Origin of the sequence: Vibrio sp. Vb2960 (assembly GCF_033337665.1) — a bacterium.
In the GTDB taxonomy this organism is placed as follows: domain Bacteria; phylum Pseudomonadota; class Gammaproteobacteria; order Enterobacterales; family Vibrionaceae; genus Vibrio; species Vibrio alginolyticus.
On sequence record NZ_JAWORD010000015.1, the window covers coordinates 17347 to 30526 of the forward strand.

Consider the following 13180-nt stretch of genomic DNA (forward strand, 5'->3'; position numbering starts at 1 on the left):
CGATAACGACAATTAAGCGCTTTTCACGACTAAACCCACCTAAATCGCATTTATCGATGCAATTTACCCCCTGATTTTAGAAAAAGACGATATGATGTGCGGATAAGGAGATTCGAACATGATTTATCTTTTCGATTGGGGGAACACCTTGATGGTAGATTTCCCTCACGCACAAGGAAAAATGTGCGATTGGGAACACGTAGAAGCAGTTCCTCAAGCCAGAGAAACACTGGCAATACTTTCCCAAAATCATCCCATCTACATTGCGACCAGTGCATCTGATTCCAACATGGAAGAGATTCAGCGTGCATTTGTTCGCGTCGACTTAGACCAATACTTAAATGGCTATTTTTGTTTTGCCAACCTCGGTATCGCTAAAAACCAACCTGAGTTTTATCTCGCCATCGCAAAACAGTTAGGGGTTAACGTAAGTGGAATAACCATGGTTGGCGATTTACCTCACAAAGATATTTACCCTGCGATGAAAGCGGGCGTAAACACAATTTGGTTTAACCCAACGGGCGCTGATGCACCAGCCGAAGCCATTCCTAACCAAATTCGTTGTTTATCTGAGCTTATCCCCTAACCGTTACTAACCTGCACTAATCAAGGAAGATGAATGCAAATCAGATCCATCAAGGTGAGCGATATCGCGCGCTTCACCGCGCTGTGGAATCGAGTGTACTCCGAAGGGGAATTTTTGATTTCTCCGGCACCCGATAACGCAACGCTTCGCAGAATCCTGCAACGTGTGGAAAACGAGTCCATCCCTCAGTTTGTCGCGTTTGACCGCCAAAAACTTATCGGTAGTGTTGAAATCTACCCAGCTGAGATGTGCGGTTACGAAAGAGGGCAACGCCTTCGCGTCGGTATTCTTGGTATTCACATCGACAAAAACTACCGAGGCAAAGGATTGGGGCGGAAACTATTGGCAGTCGCGATCGCACGTGGTTGGGAATTTGGTTACGACCAAATCGCACTCTACGTATACACAACCAACACACCAGCGATTGCTTTGTATGAACGGTTTGGATTTGAACATCAGGGAGAACTTGGGGAAGTGACCTTGCCAAATGGTAAAGTCTTGATGAGTCAAAAAATGATATTGTATAAAGCGCAAAGCCGTTCGAAAAGCCCAGATTTGTAGAGTCACGATAACCGTTGTTCGCAACACTTATTCGGAGTTAACACCCTTGCGTCACATGCCCTCGAACAATTGAATCGTTAGAGGCTTGATTCACGTAGTAGAAATAGCATGCTTCTTCTGCCAGTGTGTAACCTTGCGGCCAAATGTACACCACGCGATCAACACCCGATTTATCTAAGAACTGATAATCAGGAATAGCGACAAAATGAGCACTGTTTGGGTGCTGCTGACCGATGATGCAAAAATCACTGCCTTTGCACGGCACGTCAATTTTCGAATAACCTCTGGCTGGTAGATCGATTTCTAACAAAGCTCGAATACTATCGGCACTCGCTTCTGGCATGCCTTTGCGTGTTTTGACATGTCGGTCAATGTAGTGAACGTGCTCTTGGCCGTAAGCGTTATCAATCACAGCTTGAGCATGAAAGAATTTGAGAGCCGTACCCAAAGAAGACTGAGAACTGTGCAGCATCGCAGCGTATGCTTGGCGATGAATATCGAGTAGTACTGGTAAAGCAGCTAATGCGATGAAAGCCAAAGTGGTAAGCACTATGGTGATTTCCATCAGCGTAAATCCCTTTGATTTCACGTTTCTTATCTCAACTAGCCCAAGACAATAGCCCCACATCCATGTGAGACCGAGCCAATATATCGCCAATTTTTTACGATTAAAGACCCAAAGGGTAAGAAGAGACAAACACCACGCAAACTTGAGAACAGCACCCAAAGAGCAGTGTAACAAAACGACGCTATGTGTCAGATATTAGACGATTTTTACTCTCTAGTTACTGAGTAAAGGCACATTATTTCGCACCAGACCACGACGAACATTCGTGCACATTTTGCCAAAACGACGAATCTCATCGAACTGCGGAACAATGCCGCGCTCCATGGCTGACTCCCAATAAGTGACTTCTGAATCGACCATTTCCAACAATTTCTTCGGACAGCCAATGCACTGCCCTTCTGGTCCACATACAAACGTTTCTGGTTCATAAATTGGTAGTTCCGCTTTTACTTGCTCGATGATGCTACGCATGGCGGTCATTCGATCTGGCTTTACCTTCATCATTCTGCTCCACGGATTAAGATGAAGCAGATTGTACCCACTGGTACGCAAATGTCCCTACCCAATTTAGGTATATTCTGTTTGAATCGATTTCTTTATCGTCAGATCCGGCTTTTTAACCACCAAATACACCGCCGTAGCTGCCAGTACGAAACCAGAAATCCCCATCCAATCAAATGACTCTCCAAACGCGAGCCAAGCCTGAATCGCCGTCGTTGGCGGCACCAGGTAGAATACAGAAGCTACGCTCGATGCAGCACCGTTCTTAACCATGTACAGCAGCAGTAGAATAGCTACACAAGAGAGCACGACGACCAACCACAACACAGTCAAAATAAACTCCAGTTCCCACTGCACTTGCATGGTTTCAAACTGCATCGCAACGGGCAGAAACATGATGAGCGCGGCCAAATATTGCACCGTCGCACCACCCACCATATCCACTTGTTGGCAATGTTTTTTCTGATAAAGCGTCCCTAGCGTGATACCAACCAAAGCCAATAAACACAAACCAATAGCCAGCACTTTATGCTGCTCGGATTGCCACTCCATTTTGCCCATCAACACCATAGCGATACCGACAAAACCAAGAGCCAAACCCAGCCATTGCGAGGGCTTAAACTCCTCACGAACAAACGCCACCAGCAAAGCCGCGGTTAAAATCGGTTGAATACCCACCAACAACGAACTCAACCCAGCAGGCATACCCAAGGCGATAGCGAAGTAAGTACCGCCCAGATAGAAACCGTGGATCAACGCACCAACCACACAGCTGTGCCAAAAATCTTTTCCTGTCGGCAACCTTCTACGCAATACCGCCACAAGAACCAAAAACAATAAGACATTGAATGCCATACGGATAGAAAGTAGTGTCGCTGGCTCGGCATATTGCAAACCAAAACGCGCACCAACGAATCCAGAAGCCCAAAGGATGACAAATACAAAAGGGATGGCTCGGATTAACATGATCGCCTCACTCACGCTTGTTTTATGTTTTGAGATACTGCTAATGTAATTAGGTACAGTGTTTTCAAAAAGTGACAGATGGAAGTGTTTTTATGGGTACAGATTTATTGGGAAGCGGTGAAGGGAATAAGTACCTCGTGGTGGAAAAACACCTCAAACAAGCCATCAATGGTGGCGTTTATCAGGCGGATGATCGACTGCCCTCCATTCGCTCGTTGAGCCAAGAATTAAACGTCAGTAAAAATACCGTGATTCGTGCGTATCAAGAGCTGGAAGCACAAAACTTGGTTTACTCGGTTCCCAAATCGGGTTATCGAGTTAAAGTCGCCTTGCCGACCTCTCGCTCAATTCCGGATCCGACTCGCGTGGATTTGCTCTCAATCTGCAAAGAAATCCTTACTTATCCTGAATACCAAGAGCGTTTGCCTACCGGTTCTGCCCACCCAAACATTGACTCCCCCGCGATCAAAAGCTTGTACGCCGAGATCGGCCGCCACAGCCGCCAGCAAACGCATGTACCGAGCCATTACCAATTACCACCCGGTGATCACCTCTTAATCAAACAACTAGCGAAAATCACACAAGATTTGGGCACGCCAGCCAAGTTGGATGAGATCATGGTGACGCACGGCGCGCAACAAGCCATTAGCCTAGCGCTGCGCGCAACGACACAAAAAGGCGATATCGTCGCGGTGGAGTCCCCTTGCTATTTTGGCAACTTATTGATGCTAGAATCACTCGGCCTCAAAGTGGTGGAAATTCCGAGTTGCCCACGCGACGGTATGTGCCCCGAAGCCTTAGCAAAAGCAATGGCGACATGGGACATAAAAGCGATCATCGTAACGCCAAACTTCACCAATCCAACTGGTGCCATGATGCCGCTAGAAAAGCGTCAACAATTACTATTGGCGTCCGGCAATATTCCTATTATCGAAGACGATGTGTTTGGCGGGTTAAGCTATGACAAGCCGTTACCAAGCTTGAGATTGCTCGATGACAAGCAACGCGTAATTTACGTGAATTCGTTATCCAAAACGCTCGATTCGCGTTTGAGAATTGGTTGGATGTTGGCGGGGCGATATCGAGATCAAATTGAACAATATCTACTGTGTGAGAACATGGGCAGTTTGAACCTGATGCAATCCGCCGTGGCAACGTTTCTAACGTCAGGCAAGTATCGAACGCATACTGCGCGAATGGGTCGGGTTTATCAAAACAACATGCGACGATTTATCCAGATGCTTCATCAATACTTGGATGAATACGAACCTCTAAAAAATCGATACCAGATCAACGCCGTACAAGGCTCGTTCTTACTTTGGTTGCGACTGCCCGAAGACACGGACAGCTATGCGTTGTATCAAGCATGCAATAAGCACAGAATCAGCCTACTTCCCGGCACCGTATTTGGCACTCAAGGGCAATATCGGCATTGCGTACGCCTCAGCGTGGCAAACTTTGGTCATGAAACCGATTGGAGTCAAGCGATGCAAACACTGGCAAAATTGATAGCAAAGCATGCCTGTTAACTCGCTCTTGCTAAATGAACTTATGCCTACACACGCAAACACGTAACAACAAAAAACTCCACGCAAAGGTGGAGTTTTTCGTATCGTCATCGCCTTCAGTGCGACTTAATTTGCCACATTCTCGCGACGTTTTCGGCTAAGTTAGCAACGTTGACGTCGGCCTCTTTCATGGCCTCAGGTAAGCTCATCGCCCTTGGTACACAAGCAAACACCGCATCAATGCCGCACTCATAAACCGCCTGATAGTTGTCGCCCACACAGCCTGCTAATGCAATGACTGGTAAATTACACTGCTTGGCGACCTGAGCAACGCCCATCGGCGTTTTGCCATGTGCGGTTTGATGATCGATTCGACCCTCGCCTGTAAATACGATATCCGCATCCGCAACATGCTGAGCAAGTTTGACCGTTTCAAGCACAATCTCAATTCCCGGTTGCAAACGTGCTGGCGTGTACCCGAGCAAGGCCGCGCCCATACCACCAGCAGCACCCGCCCCTTCACGAGTCAGTACATGCTTACCCGTCGCTTGTTCCGTCAACTCGCCAAACTTGCGCAATGCGTTATCGAGCAGAGTAACGTCTGATACGGTCGCTCCCTTTTGCGGGCCAAAGATAGCCGACGCGCCTTTGTCACCACAGAGTGGGTTATCAACATCGCACGCTACCAACACTTCGCAAGTTGCTAAACGAGGGTCAAGACCAGAAATATCGATGGACGCAAGCGCCGCTAACCCGCCTCCATTTGGGGTAATTGCATGACCAGATTCATCAAGAAACGCCACCCCCAACGCGGTCAACATGCCCACGCCACCATCATTGGTAGCGCTGCCGCCCAAACCAATGATTAAACGTTGAATGCCTCTGTCTAGCGCGTGTTTGATCAGCTGTCCGGTACCAATGCTACTGGTCAGTTTTGGGTCGCGAGCGTCACTCGGCACAAGGTGTAGCCCACTGGCCTCCGCCATTTCAATAACCGCAGTTTCGCCGTCGCCGAGGATGCCATAAAACGCTTCAACATCATTCCCTAATGGCGCAGTCACTGTTGTGAAGACTTGTTCGCCTTGAGTTGCATCTATCAAAGATTGAACCGTGCCTTCGCCACCGTCTGCGACCGGAACCGTAACAAACTCGGCATCATGCCATACGCGAGCAAGACCCGTTTTGATCGCCTCGCTCACTTGTTTGGCGGTTAAGCTTTCTTTAAATGAATCAGGTGCAATTACCACTTTCATACGTATTTCCAGAGACTTATAAGAGAACGAGGCTCAAAATGTACACCAATGCCATTGCCGTGACACCTTGAACGAGCGTAGCCATGGTTTGCGCGCGGTACGCTAAGCCCACCGACATGCGGCTAAACTGCGAAACTACCCAGAAGAAACTGTCGTTTGCATGAGAAACCGTCATCGCACCAGCACCGATCGCCATCACCGTTAATACGCGGCCCATTTCTGAATCGAGCCCCAATTGCGTAAGCATAGGCGCAACCAAAGCCGATGTGGTCACCAATGCAACCGTTGATGAACCTTGCGCCGACTTTAGCGCAGCCGCAACGATAAATGGCATGAAAATACCCACGCCCAGCGCCGATAGCGTCGTACCTAAGTATTCACCTAGCGGCGTTGCTTTTAATACCGCGCCAAAAGCACCACCCGCACCGGTAATCAAAAGAATAGGCGCAGCAGCCGTAATACCTTGGCTGATTCGCTCGCCAAATTCTTCAATCTTGTTGTCTGACTTGAGTAGACGAACAGAAAGGAACAGGCCAATCACCAATGCCGTTAGTGGCTGTCCTAAGAAAGTCAGAACATCAAACACAAAACCTTCGCCCAGCGGTAGGCTTGGGAATTTCGCGATAGAGCCAAAACAGATCAATAAGATAGGAACAAAAATAGGAGCGAATGCTTGGCTCGCCGTTGGCAATTTGCCGTAAGACGCTTTGAGTGCTTGCCAGTCTTGCTGAATTTCTTCTGCGGCTTCAATGCCATCTGGTTCAACATGTTGGAATCGGTTCGCCCACAACATCCCCGCTAACGCCGCAACCGCTGCAACAAACACACCCACACCAATCACTAAACCAAGGTTAGATTCCAGGCCTAAGTTACCCGCAGCGGCAATCGGTCCAGGAGTTGGCGGCACAAACGTGTGCGTTGCGTATAGGCCAGTTGCCAACGCCACACTCATCGCAACGCTTGAGGTTTTTAAACGCTTAGCGAGTGATTCTTTGAGCGAGTTCAGAATGACAAAGCCTGAATCACAAAATACTGGAACAGAAACGATGTAACCGATGATGCTCATGGTCAATGTTGGGAAACGCTCACCCAACACTTTGATGACCGTATCGGCCATGGTGATCGCCGCACCACTTTTTTCCAAAATAACACCAATGATGGTACCTAAAACGATAACCAAACCAATGTAACCAAGGATGCCGCCAAAGCCAGAAGCAATGGTTTTGGCAATGCTATCTGCCGGTAAGCCGTAAGCAAATGCCGCAAGAAACGCTGCGATGATCAGCGCTAAAAAGGGATGTAATTTGAATTTGGTGGTCGTGAGCACAATAAATGCGATCACCCCAAGCAGGATTAATATAAGGTTCATGATAACTCCATTTATTCTTATTTTGCTGAGCGAGTCCGTGTTGGCTCACTCAACATGTAGGGACGCATGAATTATTAATCGTTTGCTTTCGAATTCCTTTAGGCGGAGTGACAAATGATGTGGTCAAAAAATGACGAGTATTGTGCAAATGCACAATGTCACGCCATTTTTGAGAGCCGAGTCGCAATATAAAGCTCCGCTAACCCCACAAAATTGGTGGTTGGTAGCCCCGTTATGTCGGTGATTTTTTCTAACCGATAACGCAGAGTGTTCCGGTGAATAAACAGCATTTTAGAGCATTCCGTCACATTGCCATTGCATTCAAACAACGCATCTAGGGTTTTCAATAATTGTCCGGATTTGTCTTTCTCTTTCAACCGTTTCACGCCATCAATAATTTGTTCACCTTGCCAAATATCCGCCAACGGCGCTAACAGCACAGGCAAACGAAGTTCGTCGAACAGGTACTTACGTTTCTCTGGGTAGAACTGCTTGCCAATGGCTAATACCTGCTTCGCGCTTTGGTATGACAACGCGACATCTTTAGGCTCATTAAACAACTGCCCAAGCGCAATGTGAAACGTATGCGAATCGTGATCGCTTAAACGCGACATCAACTTATCAATGCGCTCACTTTCAACTTGGCTATCCCACTGCTTGGCGGAATGACACGGTTTCAACACCACAATTTCATTCACTGAGACAATCGCAACTAGGTTGTTACGCTCTGGGTATTCAAGCAGTTCAACAATATTGCGCACACTCTTCATGCTTTTTGAGGCCGACGGCGTCGAGACTTCAATCACCGTTGCCACCCGTGGTTGAGTAACATCGATAGAAAGACGCATCGCCCAATCTTTCAGCTCTTCATCGGTCAATTTGCCATTGATCCAAGCCAGAATAAACTCTTCACGATGACGCCTGTCCCACTGAAATTTTTCCACCAGCGCGGCTTGCTCGATTGTCAATTCAGCGGTCATTTTAACCAGTTTGGCAAAATCTCGGATTTTCTCCGGCTCGCCTGTGACACCAACAATACCGACCACGTCGCCATGTAATTTCAACAACATATTGATACCGGGTTTGACACCCTGCAACGTCAAACATTGCTGCTCATTCAGCTCTAGCGAATCGCCATGATTCAGCGCCAGTACCGCGCCATCATGCACTTGCCCAACACGTTTAGGGTCGCCACTGCCAATGATGATGCCTGCCGAGTTCATCACATTCACATTGTGACCAATGATGGACATGGTTCGATCAACAATTTGTTGTGCTAAAGCGTGGTCGAGAATCACCATTTCGAGTTTCCAAATTGACCGTTTAATCACTCAATAAATCACAAATGGCAAACTATCGCGATGCTGCGGTTCTAAATAATGGAAGCAGCTCAAAGCATTATCCAATTACCCACATTTAAAAAGTGGATTAAACCTTCATTTTTAGCAGCGGGTTATATACTTAGAACAAAGGTTACCAATGCATTCTTCACTGTGCATTGATGCCACTCGTCTACCTACAGAGGAGAGATCAACATGGAGTTACGGAATAAATCGGGGGAAGTTGCAAATATTGCTGATAACCTCACTTTGAAGGAAATCACAGAAATGGGCTACACCGTAGATTTATGCGATGAAGCATTTGCTCCTGGAGAGCATTGGAAAGCGGAAGGTAAAACGCAAGGTATGGGCGAGTATCCAGAGGAGTAAACGTCCTGACGAGCCAGCGCACAAAAGCGTTCCACAAACAGAAAAACCGAGCGACTTAACGCTCGGTTTTTTACTTTTGAACTTCTTGAATAAACAAGCTCATCTCTTCAAGATAATTGCCGTTTGAGCATCCCCAGTCGGTGACCTCAATCAACTCAGTAACTAACTGTCCAGACTCATCATCTTGCACTCTCTGCACAAACGCTTCAAAGCGTTCCAGTTGCGCCTGACTCTTAACGCCATGCACGGCATATTCTACAAGCAAGCCGTTGTACGTCTGCCAGCGCTGATCGCCCGCAACATCATTGCTTAAAATCACAGAACACTTTTGTTGAATGCTTTCAACCGCATCATTTCTTGGTGGCGCGACTGTGGAACATCCAACTAAAATCGTACCTACCGCCAATAACGTAACTTTTGTCTTATTTATCATATCGTTTCCAACTGTATCGCCACGATATGGAAATCTTATTACACCTGATAAGGATCATCGATAGCGCACCGCAGATTAATTACTTAATAAACTGTAAACTCCATACCAGTCTTAACACTGCAAGCTCATAACTCCTATTAACTCACCCAAATGTAAACAAATAGTAAAATCACCTTTACGCGATGCAAAATCGACAAATGAGATTAGCGTTCCTTTCTCGCGACCAAGCGTGCAATAATCAACTGTCTACATAACGAAACCATTTGAAGGATCAAAATGACCGCAACGGATTACCTCAACGACCTCAATCAACGTTACCTTGCGATTCACCGCACCAAAGAAGATTTCTTTTGGGAAACTTACATGGGGATCAGCGATGACCATGATGGCTCGACGCAAGCACAAACGGCATGGACAAGCTTTTTAAGCAACGCCGAGCAAATTACTGCCATCAAACAACAGCTTGAAGCCGCGGACTCAATTACCGACCCACAAGAGAAACAACAAACCATTACGGGTCTATCTGGTTGGCTGGCGATGTTTGAATCTCACGCTATCGAGGGCGAAAAAGCACAAGCGTTGAAAAACCAGCTCATTGCCTTTGAAGCTGAGCTCTTCGAGAAAAAACAGAACCACGTACAAACATTTACCGATGAGAACGGCGAGCAAGTAGAAGGTTCACTTCCCGTATTAAGCTCAACCATTCGCACCAGCAATCATGAAGAAGTTCGCCAATCGGCTCATCAAGCGTTGCTGAACCTTGAACAATGGCTACTGCAAAACGGCTTTATTGAACTGATCAAACTGCGCAACCAGTTCGCTCGCTCACTGGGTTATGCGACTTTCTTTGATTACTCCGTGCAAAAAACGGAAAAGATGAGCTCCGAGCAGCTATTCGAGATTTTGGAAGATTTCGAACAACGCACGCGAGATGCGCACCTAAACAGCTTAGAAAACTTGGCGAAAGAGAAAGGTGCCAGCGCACTCACTGGCTACAACTTTGTTTACTCATTCGCGGGTGACGTTATGCGTGACCTTGACCCATACGTGCCGTTCTCAAAATCTCTGAGACGCTGGGTAGAATCATTTGGTCGCCTAAATATTGATTACTCTGGCGCGACGCTAACGCTGGATTTACTAGATCGCAAAGGTAAGTACCCGAACGGGTTCTGCCACGGCCCTATCCCTTCTTTCTATAATCAAGGCGAATGGGTCGCAGCACAGGTGAACTTCACCAGTAATGCCAAACCAGACCAAGTGGGCAGTGGCTACGATGGCATTAACACGCTGTTCCACGAAGGCGGCCACGCAGCACACTTTGCGAACGTAAAAATGAACGCGCCTTGTTTCTCGCAGGAGTTTTCGCCGACGTCAATGGCTTATGCAGAAACTCAGTCGATGTTCTGTGATAGCCTGTTAACCGATGCCGATTGGCTAAAACAGTACGCACTGGATGATGAAGGGAATTCGGTTCCTGATGAGACAATTCAAGCGATGATCAACAGTCGTCAGCCATTCAAAGCTTATGAAGAACGTAGCATCTTGGTTGTGCCATATTTTGAGCGCGCGTTGTATCAATTGAGCGATGACGAGTTAACGCCAGAGCGCATCACTAAGCTCGCTCGCGATTGTGAAAAACAGATCCTTGGTTTGGAATGCAGCCCTCGCCCACTGATGGCGATTCCACATTTGCTATCCGACGAAGCAGCTTGTGCGTATCAAGGTTATCTACTCGCGCACATGGCGGTGTATCAGACCCGTGCATACTTCCTTGAGAAGTTTGGTTACCTGACGGATAACCCAGAAATTGGCCCACTGCTGGCAAAACACTACTGGCACGCAGGCAATCACTTGTCGCACAACGAAACCATTGTCAGCCTGACTGGCGAAGGCTTCAATGCCAAATACCTTGCAGACGTGTGTAACCTGTCGCCAGAACAGGCATGGGAAGTGCAGCAGAAGAAAATCGACTCACTTGCGACGCGAGAGCGAGCATCAGTCGCTTCACTGAACGCCGCGATTAAAGTCGTCGACGGCAGTAAAGAGCTGGCAAGCAACACCATCTCTGACGAACAAATGTGTGACGATTTTGAACGTTACATCGTAGAGACTTACGGTCGATAACACGCAGAAAGCCAGGAGCTCGCCTTCTGGCTTTTTATTCTTTAGCTAATGCAATAGGAAGGAAGATCCATGTACCAAGAAGTCATCAAATTTTGGTTCGAGGAGCTATCGCCCCAAAATTGGTTTGAAAACAACCCAGAACTGGACAAGCGTATTACATCGCGATTTGCCTCGGTATTAGAACAAGCCGCTCGTTGTGAACTGTTTAATTGGCGTGACAGCGCACAAGGACGATTGGCCGAAATCATCGTCCTCGACCAGTTTTCACGTAATGTGTATCGCAACACCCCAAAAGCGTTTGCACAAGACCCACTCGCATTAGCATTGGCTCAAGAGGCAATTCGGTTAGGTCACGACAAAGAATTAGCGCCCGAGCAGCTAAGCTTTTTGTACATGCCGTTTATGCACAGCGAATCTCGCCTCATTCATGTCCAAGCTGAAAAATTGTTTCGCGCATCAGGGCTTGAAAATAACTACGATTTTGAGCTAAAACACAAAGCCATCATCGACCAGTTTGGGCGCTATCCTCATCGCAATGCGATACTGGGAAGAAAGAGCACTCCCGAAGAGTTAGCGTTTTTGCAACAACCTGGGTCAAGTTTCTAAATAACAATGAATAATGAGTTAACCATGAGAGACCACGCAGTATGTTGGCCATGCTTGCTAAAACTAGACGGCGACGATGAGCTGATCTACACGCATTCCCAGTCCGACTTAGACTCTGAATGCGAAGCCCTCATTTTTGGGCAAGATGATTACGTTATCGACTCAAATGGCAACACGTTTGAATTGAAAAACAATGGCTCGAACACCACTCTTTTACATCTAAAAGAACGAACGCTGTCCGTAGAAGAGGTTACGTCATTAATCCAATCGCATGAATTCAGCCTCGCGCAACGGTGCATTATCAAGATTCATTTCACCTCGGTGAGGCAAGCTGTTGAGGCCTTAGCTCACTAAATCAATCCCAATACGCACATCATTAAATAAAATTATCATTTTTATAGTTTATGATAATTTCATGTAATCAATATCACGCCATATACTCTCCCACATCGAAACAAGACAACGTTCAAACACACATGTTGGGAGCAAACAAATGAAAATGAATCATGTCGGTATTATGGTCGGAGATATGGACAAAGCGGTTGAGTTTTACACGCAAGCGCTAGGTCTAAAAGTCGTTATGGGCAACACGAAAGTGATTGAAGAACGCGAAACGGCAATTGGCAGAATGTGTATTGCGGTCTTTGGGGAAGGCTTTAAAGGCTTCAACATTGCGCACCTTGTGACAAGTGATGGCATCGGCCTTGAATTATTCGAAATGAAAGAGCGTCAAGAGCGCCATGAAGTGGATTTTTCTCGCATCGGTATCTTCCATTTCTGTTTGCAGACAGACGATTTTGAAGGTGCTATCAAACGCACCGAAGCACTAGGTGGCAAAGTTCGCATGGACATCATGCGTTACCACCCAGAAGACGATAATAAGCCTGCGAAAATGGTTTACCTAGAAGACCCATTCGGTAACCTATTCGAGCTTTACTCACACTCTTACGAAGAAACTTACGCTTCTGATTACGAGTAATAGCCCCATCCATATTC

General features: G+C 46.9%; 15 protein-coding genes. 8 read left to right on the forward strand and 7 right to left on the reverse strand.

From position 1 onward, the window contains the following. Window positions 1-118: 118 nt before the first annotated feature. A complete protein-coding gene (locus tag R7O03_RS14135; RefSeq protein WP_047102511.1) occupies window positions 119-586 on the forward strand; it encodes an HAD family hydrolase in 468 nt (155 codons plus the stop codon). A gap of 33 nt (window positions 587-619) precedes the next feature. Next, on the forward strand, window positions 620-1147 hold the full coding sequence (locus tag R7O03_RS14140) for a GNAT family N-acetyltransferase (protein ID WP_047102510.1): 528 nt from the start codon (window positions 620-622) through the stop codon (window positions 1145-1147). A 37-nt stretch (window positions 1148-1184) separates the two neighbouring features. On the opposite strand, the gene R7O03_RS14145 is transcribed toward R7O03_RS14140, so the two are convergent. The 3 genes from R7O03_RS14145 to R7O03_RS14155 all read right to left on the reverse strand — a co-directional run bounded on the left by R7O03_RS14145 (window position 1185) and on the right by R7O03_RS14155 (window position 3182). Then, window positions 1185-1775, reverse strand: coding sequence for a type II secretion system protein (locus R7O03_RS14145; RefSeq protein ID WP_254901939.1), 591 nt, complete (start codon window positions 1773-1775; stop codon window positions 1185-1187). Window positions 1776-1928: 153 nt separating this feature from the next. Continuing rightward, window positions 1929-2216, reverse strand: a complete 288-nt coding sequence (locus R7O03_RS14150) for a hypothetical protein (RefSeq protein ID WP_005374318.1) — start codon at window positions 2214-2216, stop codon at window positions 1929-1931. A 66-nt stretch (window positions 2217-2282) separates the two neighbouring features. Further along, window positions 2283-3182 carry a DMT family transporter gene (locus R7O03_RS14155; protein WP_047102508.1) on the reverse strand — a complete coding sequence of 300 codons (900 nt, stop codon included), beginning with the start codon at window positions 3180-3182 and terminating at the stop codon, window positions 2283-2285. Window positions 3183-3274: 92 nt separating this feature from the next. Here R7O03_RS14155 and R7O03_RS14160 point away from each other — a divergent pair, with 92 nt between their 5' ends. Further along, a complete protein-coding gene (locus R7O03_RS14160) occupies window positions 3275-4711 on the forward strand; it encodes a PLP-dependent aminotransferase family protein (RefSeq protein ID WP_005383306.1) in 1437 nt (478 codons plus the stop codon). Window positions 4712-4806: 95 nt separating this feature from the next. Here R7O03_RS14160 and R7O03_RS14165 read toward each other — a convergent pair whose 3' ends face one another. From R7O03_RS14165 to R7O03_RS14175, 3 genes are all read right to left on the reverse strand, one after another. Next, window positions 4807-5943 carry a glycerate kinase gene (locus R7O03_RS14165; protein ID WP_042522351.1) on the reverse strand — a complete coding sequence of 379 codons (1137 nt, stop codon included), beginning with the start codon at window positions 5941-5943 and terminating at the stop codon, window positions 4807-4809. A gap of 16 nt (window positions 5944-5959) precedes the next feature. Further along, window positions 5960-7312, reverse strand: a complete 1353-nt coding sequence (locus tag R7O03_RS14170) for a GntP family permease (RefSeq protein WP_017634362.1) — start codon at window positions 7310-7312, stop codon at window positions 5960-5962. 158 nt (window positions 7313-7470) lie between these two features. After that, window positions 7471-8613, reverse strand: coding sequence for a sugar diacid recognition domain-containing protein (locus tag R7O03_RS14175; RefSeq protein ID WP_318131792.1), 1143 nt, complete (start codon window positions 8611-8613; stop codon window positions 7471-7473). Between the two features lie 234 nt (window positions 8614-8847). Here R7O03_RS14175 and R7O03_RS14180 point away from each other — a divergent pair, with 234 nt between their 5' ends. Beyond that, complete coding sequence (locus R7O03_RS14180) at window positions 8848-9021, forward strand: hypothetical protein (protein WP_005374332.1); 174 nt, start codon at window positions 8848-8850, stop codon at window positions 9019-9021. Between the two features lie 70 nt (window positions 9022-9091). On the opposite strand, the gene R7O03_RS14185 is transcribed toward R7O03_RS14180, so the two are convergent. Further along, window positions 9092-9454 carry a hypothetical protein gene (locus tag R7O03_RS14185; RefSeq protein WP_017634365.1) on the reverse strand — a complete coding sequence of 121 codons (363 nt, stop codon included), beginning with the start codon at window positions 9452-9454 and terminating at the stop codon, window positions 9092-9094. A gap of 276 nt (window positions 9455-9730) precedes the next feature. Between R7O03_RS14185 and R7O03_RS14190 the strand changes: the two genes are divergently transcribed. The 4 genes from R7O03_RS14190 to R7O03_RS14205 all read left to right on the forward strand — a co-directional run bounded on the left by R7O03_RS14190 (window position 9731) and on the right by R7O03_RS14205 (window position 13163). After that, complete coding sequence (locus tag R7O03_RS14190; RefSeq protein ID WP_262665408.1) at window positions 9731-11578, forward strand: M3 family metallopeptidase; 1848 nt, start codon at window positions 9731-9733, stop codon at window positions 11576-11578. A gap of 69 nt (window positions 11579-11647) precedes the next feature. After that, complete coding sequence (locus R7O03_RS14195; RefSeq protein WP_151515199.1) at window positions 11648-12184, forward strand: DUF924 family protein; 537 nt, start codon at window positions 11648-11650, stop codon at window positions 12182-12184. Between the two features lie 24 nt (window positions 12185-12208). Then, on the forward strand, window positions 12209-12538 hold the full coding sequence (locus tag R7O03_RS14200; RefSeq protein ID WP_017634368.1) for a DUF4144 domain-containing protein: 330 nt from the start codon (window positions 12209-12211) through the stop codon (window positions 12536-12538). A gap of 139 nt (window positions 12539-12677) precedes the next feature. Beyond that, window positions 12678-13163 (forward strand): VOC family protein, encoded by a 486-nt coding sequence (locus R7O03_RS14205; protein ID WP_025768760.1) that lies wholly within the window; start codon window positions 12678-12680, stop codon window positions 13161-13163. The last annotated feature ends 17 nt before the right edge of the window (window positions 13164-13180 follow it).

Bases quoted from the DNA above. Each gene is read 5' to 3' on its own strand.
- R7O03_RS14135 (WP_047102511.1), top strand. From the start codon at position 119: ATGATTTATCTTTTCGATTGGGGGAACACCTTGATGGTAGATTTCCCT.
- R7O03_RS14140 (WP_047102510.1), top strand. From the start codon at position 620: ATGCAAATCAGATCCATCAAGGTGAGCGATATCGCGCGCTTCACCGCG.
- R7O03_RS14145 (WP_254901939.1), bottom strand. From the start codon at position 1,775: ATGTGGGGCTATTGTCTTGGGCTAGTTGAGATAAGAAACGTGAAATCA.
- R7O03_RS14150 (WP_005374318.1), bottom strand. From the start codon at position 2,216: ATGAAGGTAAAGCCAGATCGAATGACCGCCATGCGTAGCATCATCGAG.
- R7O03_RS14155 (WP_047102508.1), bottom strand. From the start codon at position 3,182: ATGTTAATCCGAGCCATCCCTTTTGTATTTGTCATCCTTTGGGCTTCT.
- R7O03_RS14160 (WP_005383306.1), top strand. From the start codon at position 3,275: ATGGGTACAGATTTATTGGGAAGCGGTGAAGGGAATAAGTACCTCGTG.
- R7O03_RS14165 (WP_042522351.1), bottom strand. From the start codon at position 5,943: ATGAAAGTGGTAATTGCACCTGATTCATTTAAAGAAAGCTTAACCGCC.
- R7O03_RS14170 (WP_017634362.1), bottom strand. From the start codon at position 7,312: ATGAACCTTATATTAATCCTGCTTGGGGTGATCGCATTTATTGTGCTC.
- R7O03_RS14175 (WP_318131792.1), bottom strand. From the start codon at position 8,613: ATGGTGATTCTCGACCACGCTTTAGCACAACAAATTGTTGATCGAACC.
- R7O03_RS14180 (WP_005374332.1), top strand. From the start codon at position 8,848: ATGGAGTTACGGAATAAATCGGGGGAAGTTGCAAATATTGCTGATAAC.
- R7O03_RS14185 (WP_017634365.1), bottom strand. From the start codon at position 9,454: ATGATAAATAAGACAAAAGTTACGTTATTGGCGGTAGGTACGATTTTA.
- R7O03_RS14190 (WP_262665408.1), top strand. From the start codon at position 9,731: ATGACCGCAACGGATTACCTCAACGACCTCAATCAACGTTACCTTGCG.
- R7O03_RS14195 (WP_151515199.1), top strand. From the start codon at position 11,648: ATGTACCAAGAAGTCATCAAATTTTGGTTCGAGGAGCTATCGCCCCAA.
- R7O03_RS14200 (WP_017634368.1), top strand. From the start codon at position 12,209: ATGAGAGACCACGCAGTATGTTGGCCATGCTTGCTAAAACTAGACGGC.
- R7O03_RS14205 (WP_025768760.1), top strand. From the start codon at position 12,678: ATGAAAATGAATCATGTCGGTATTATGGTCGGAGATATGGACAAAGCG.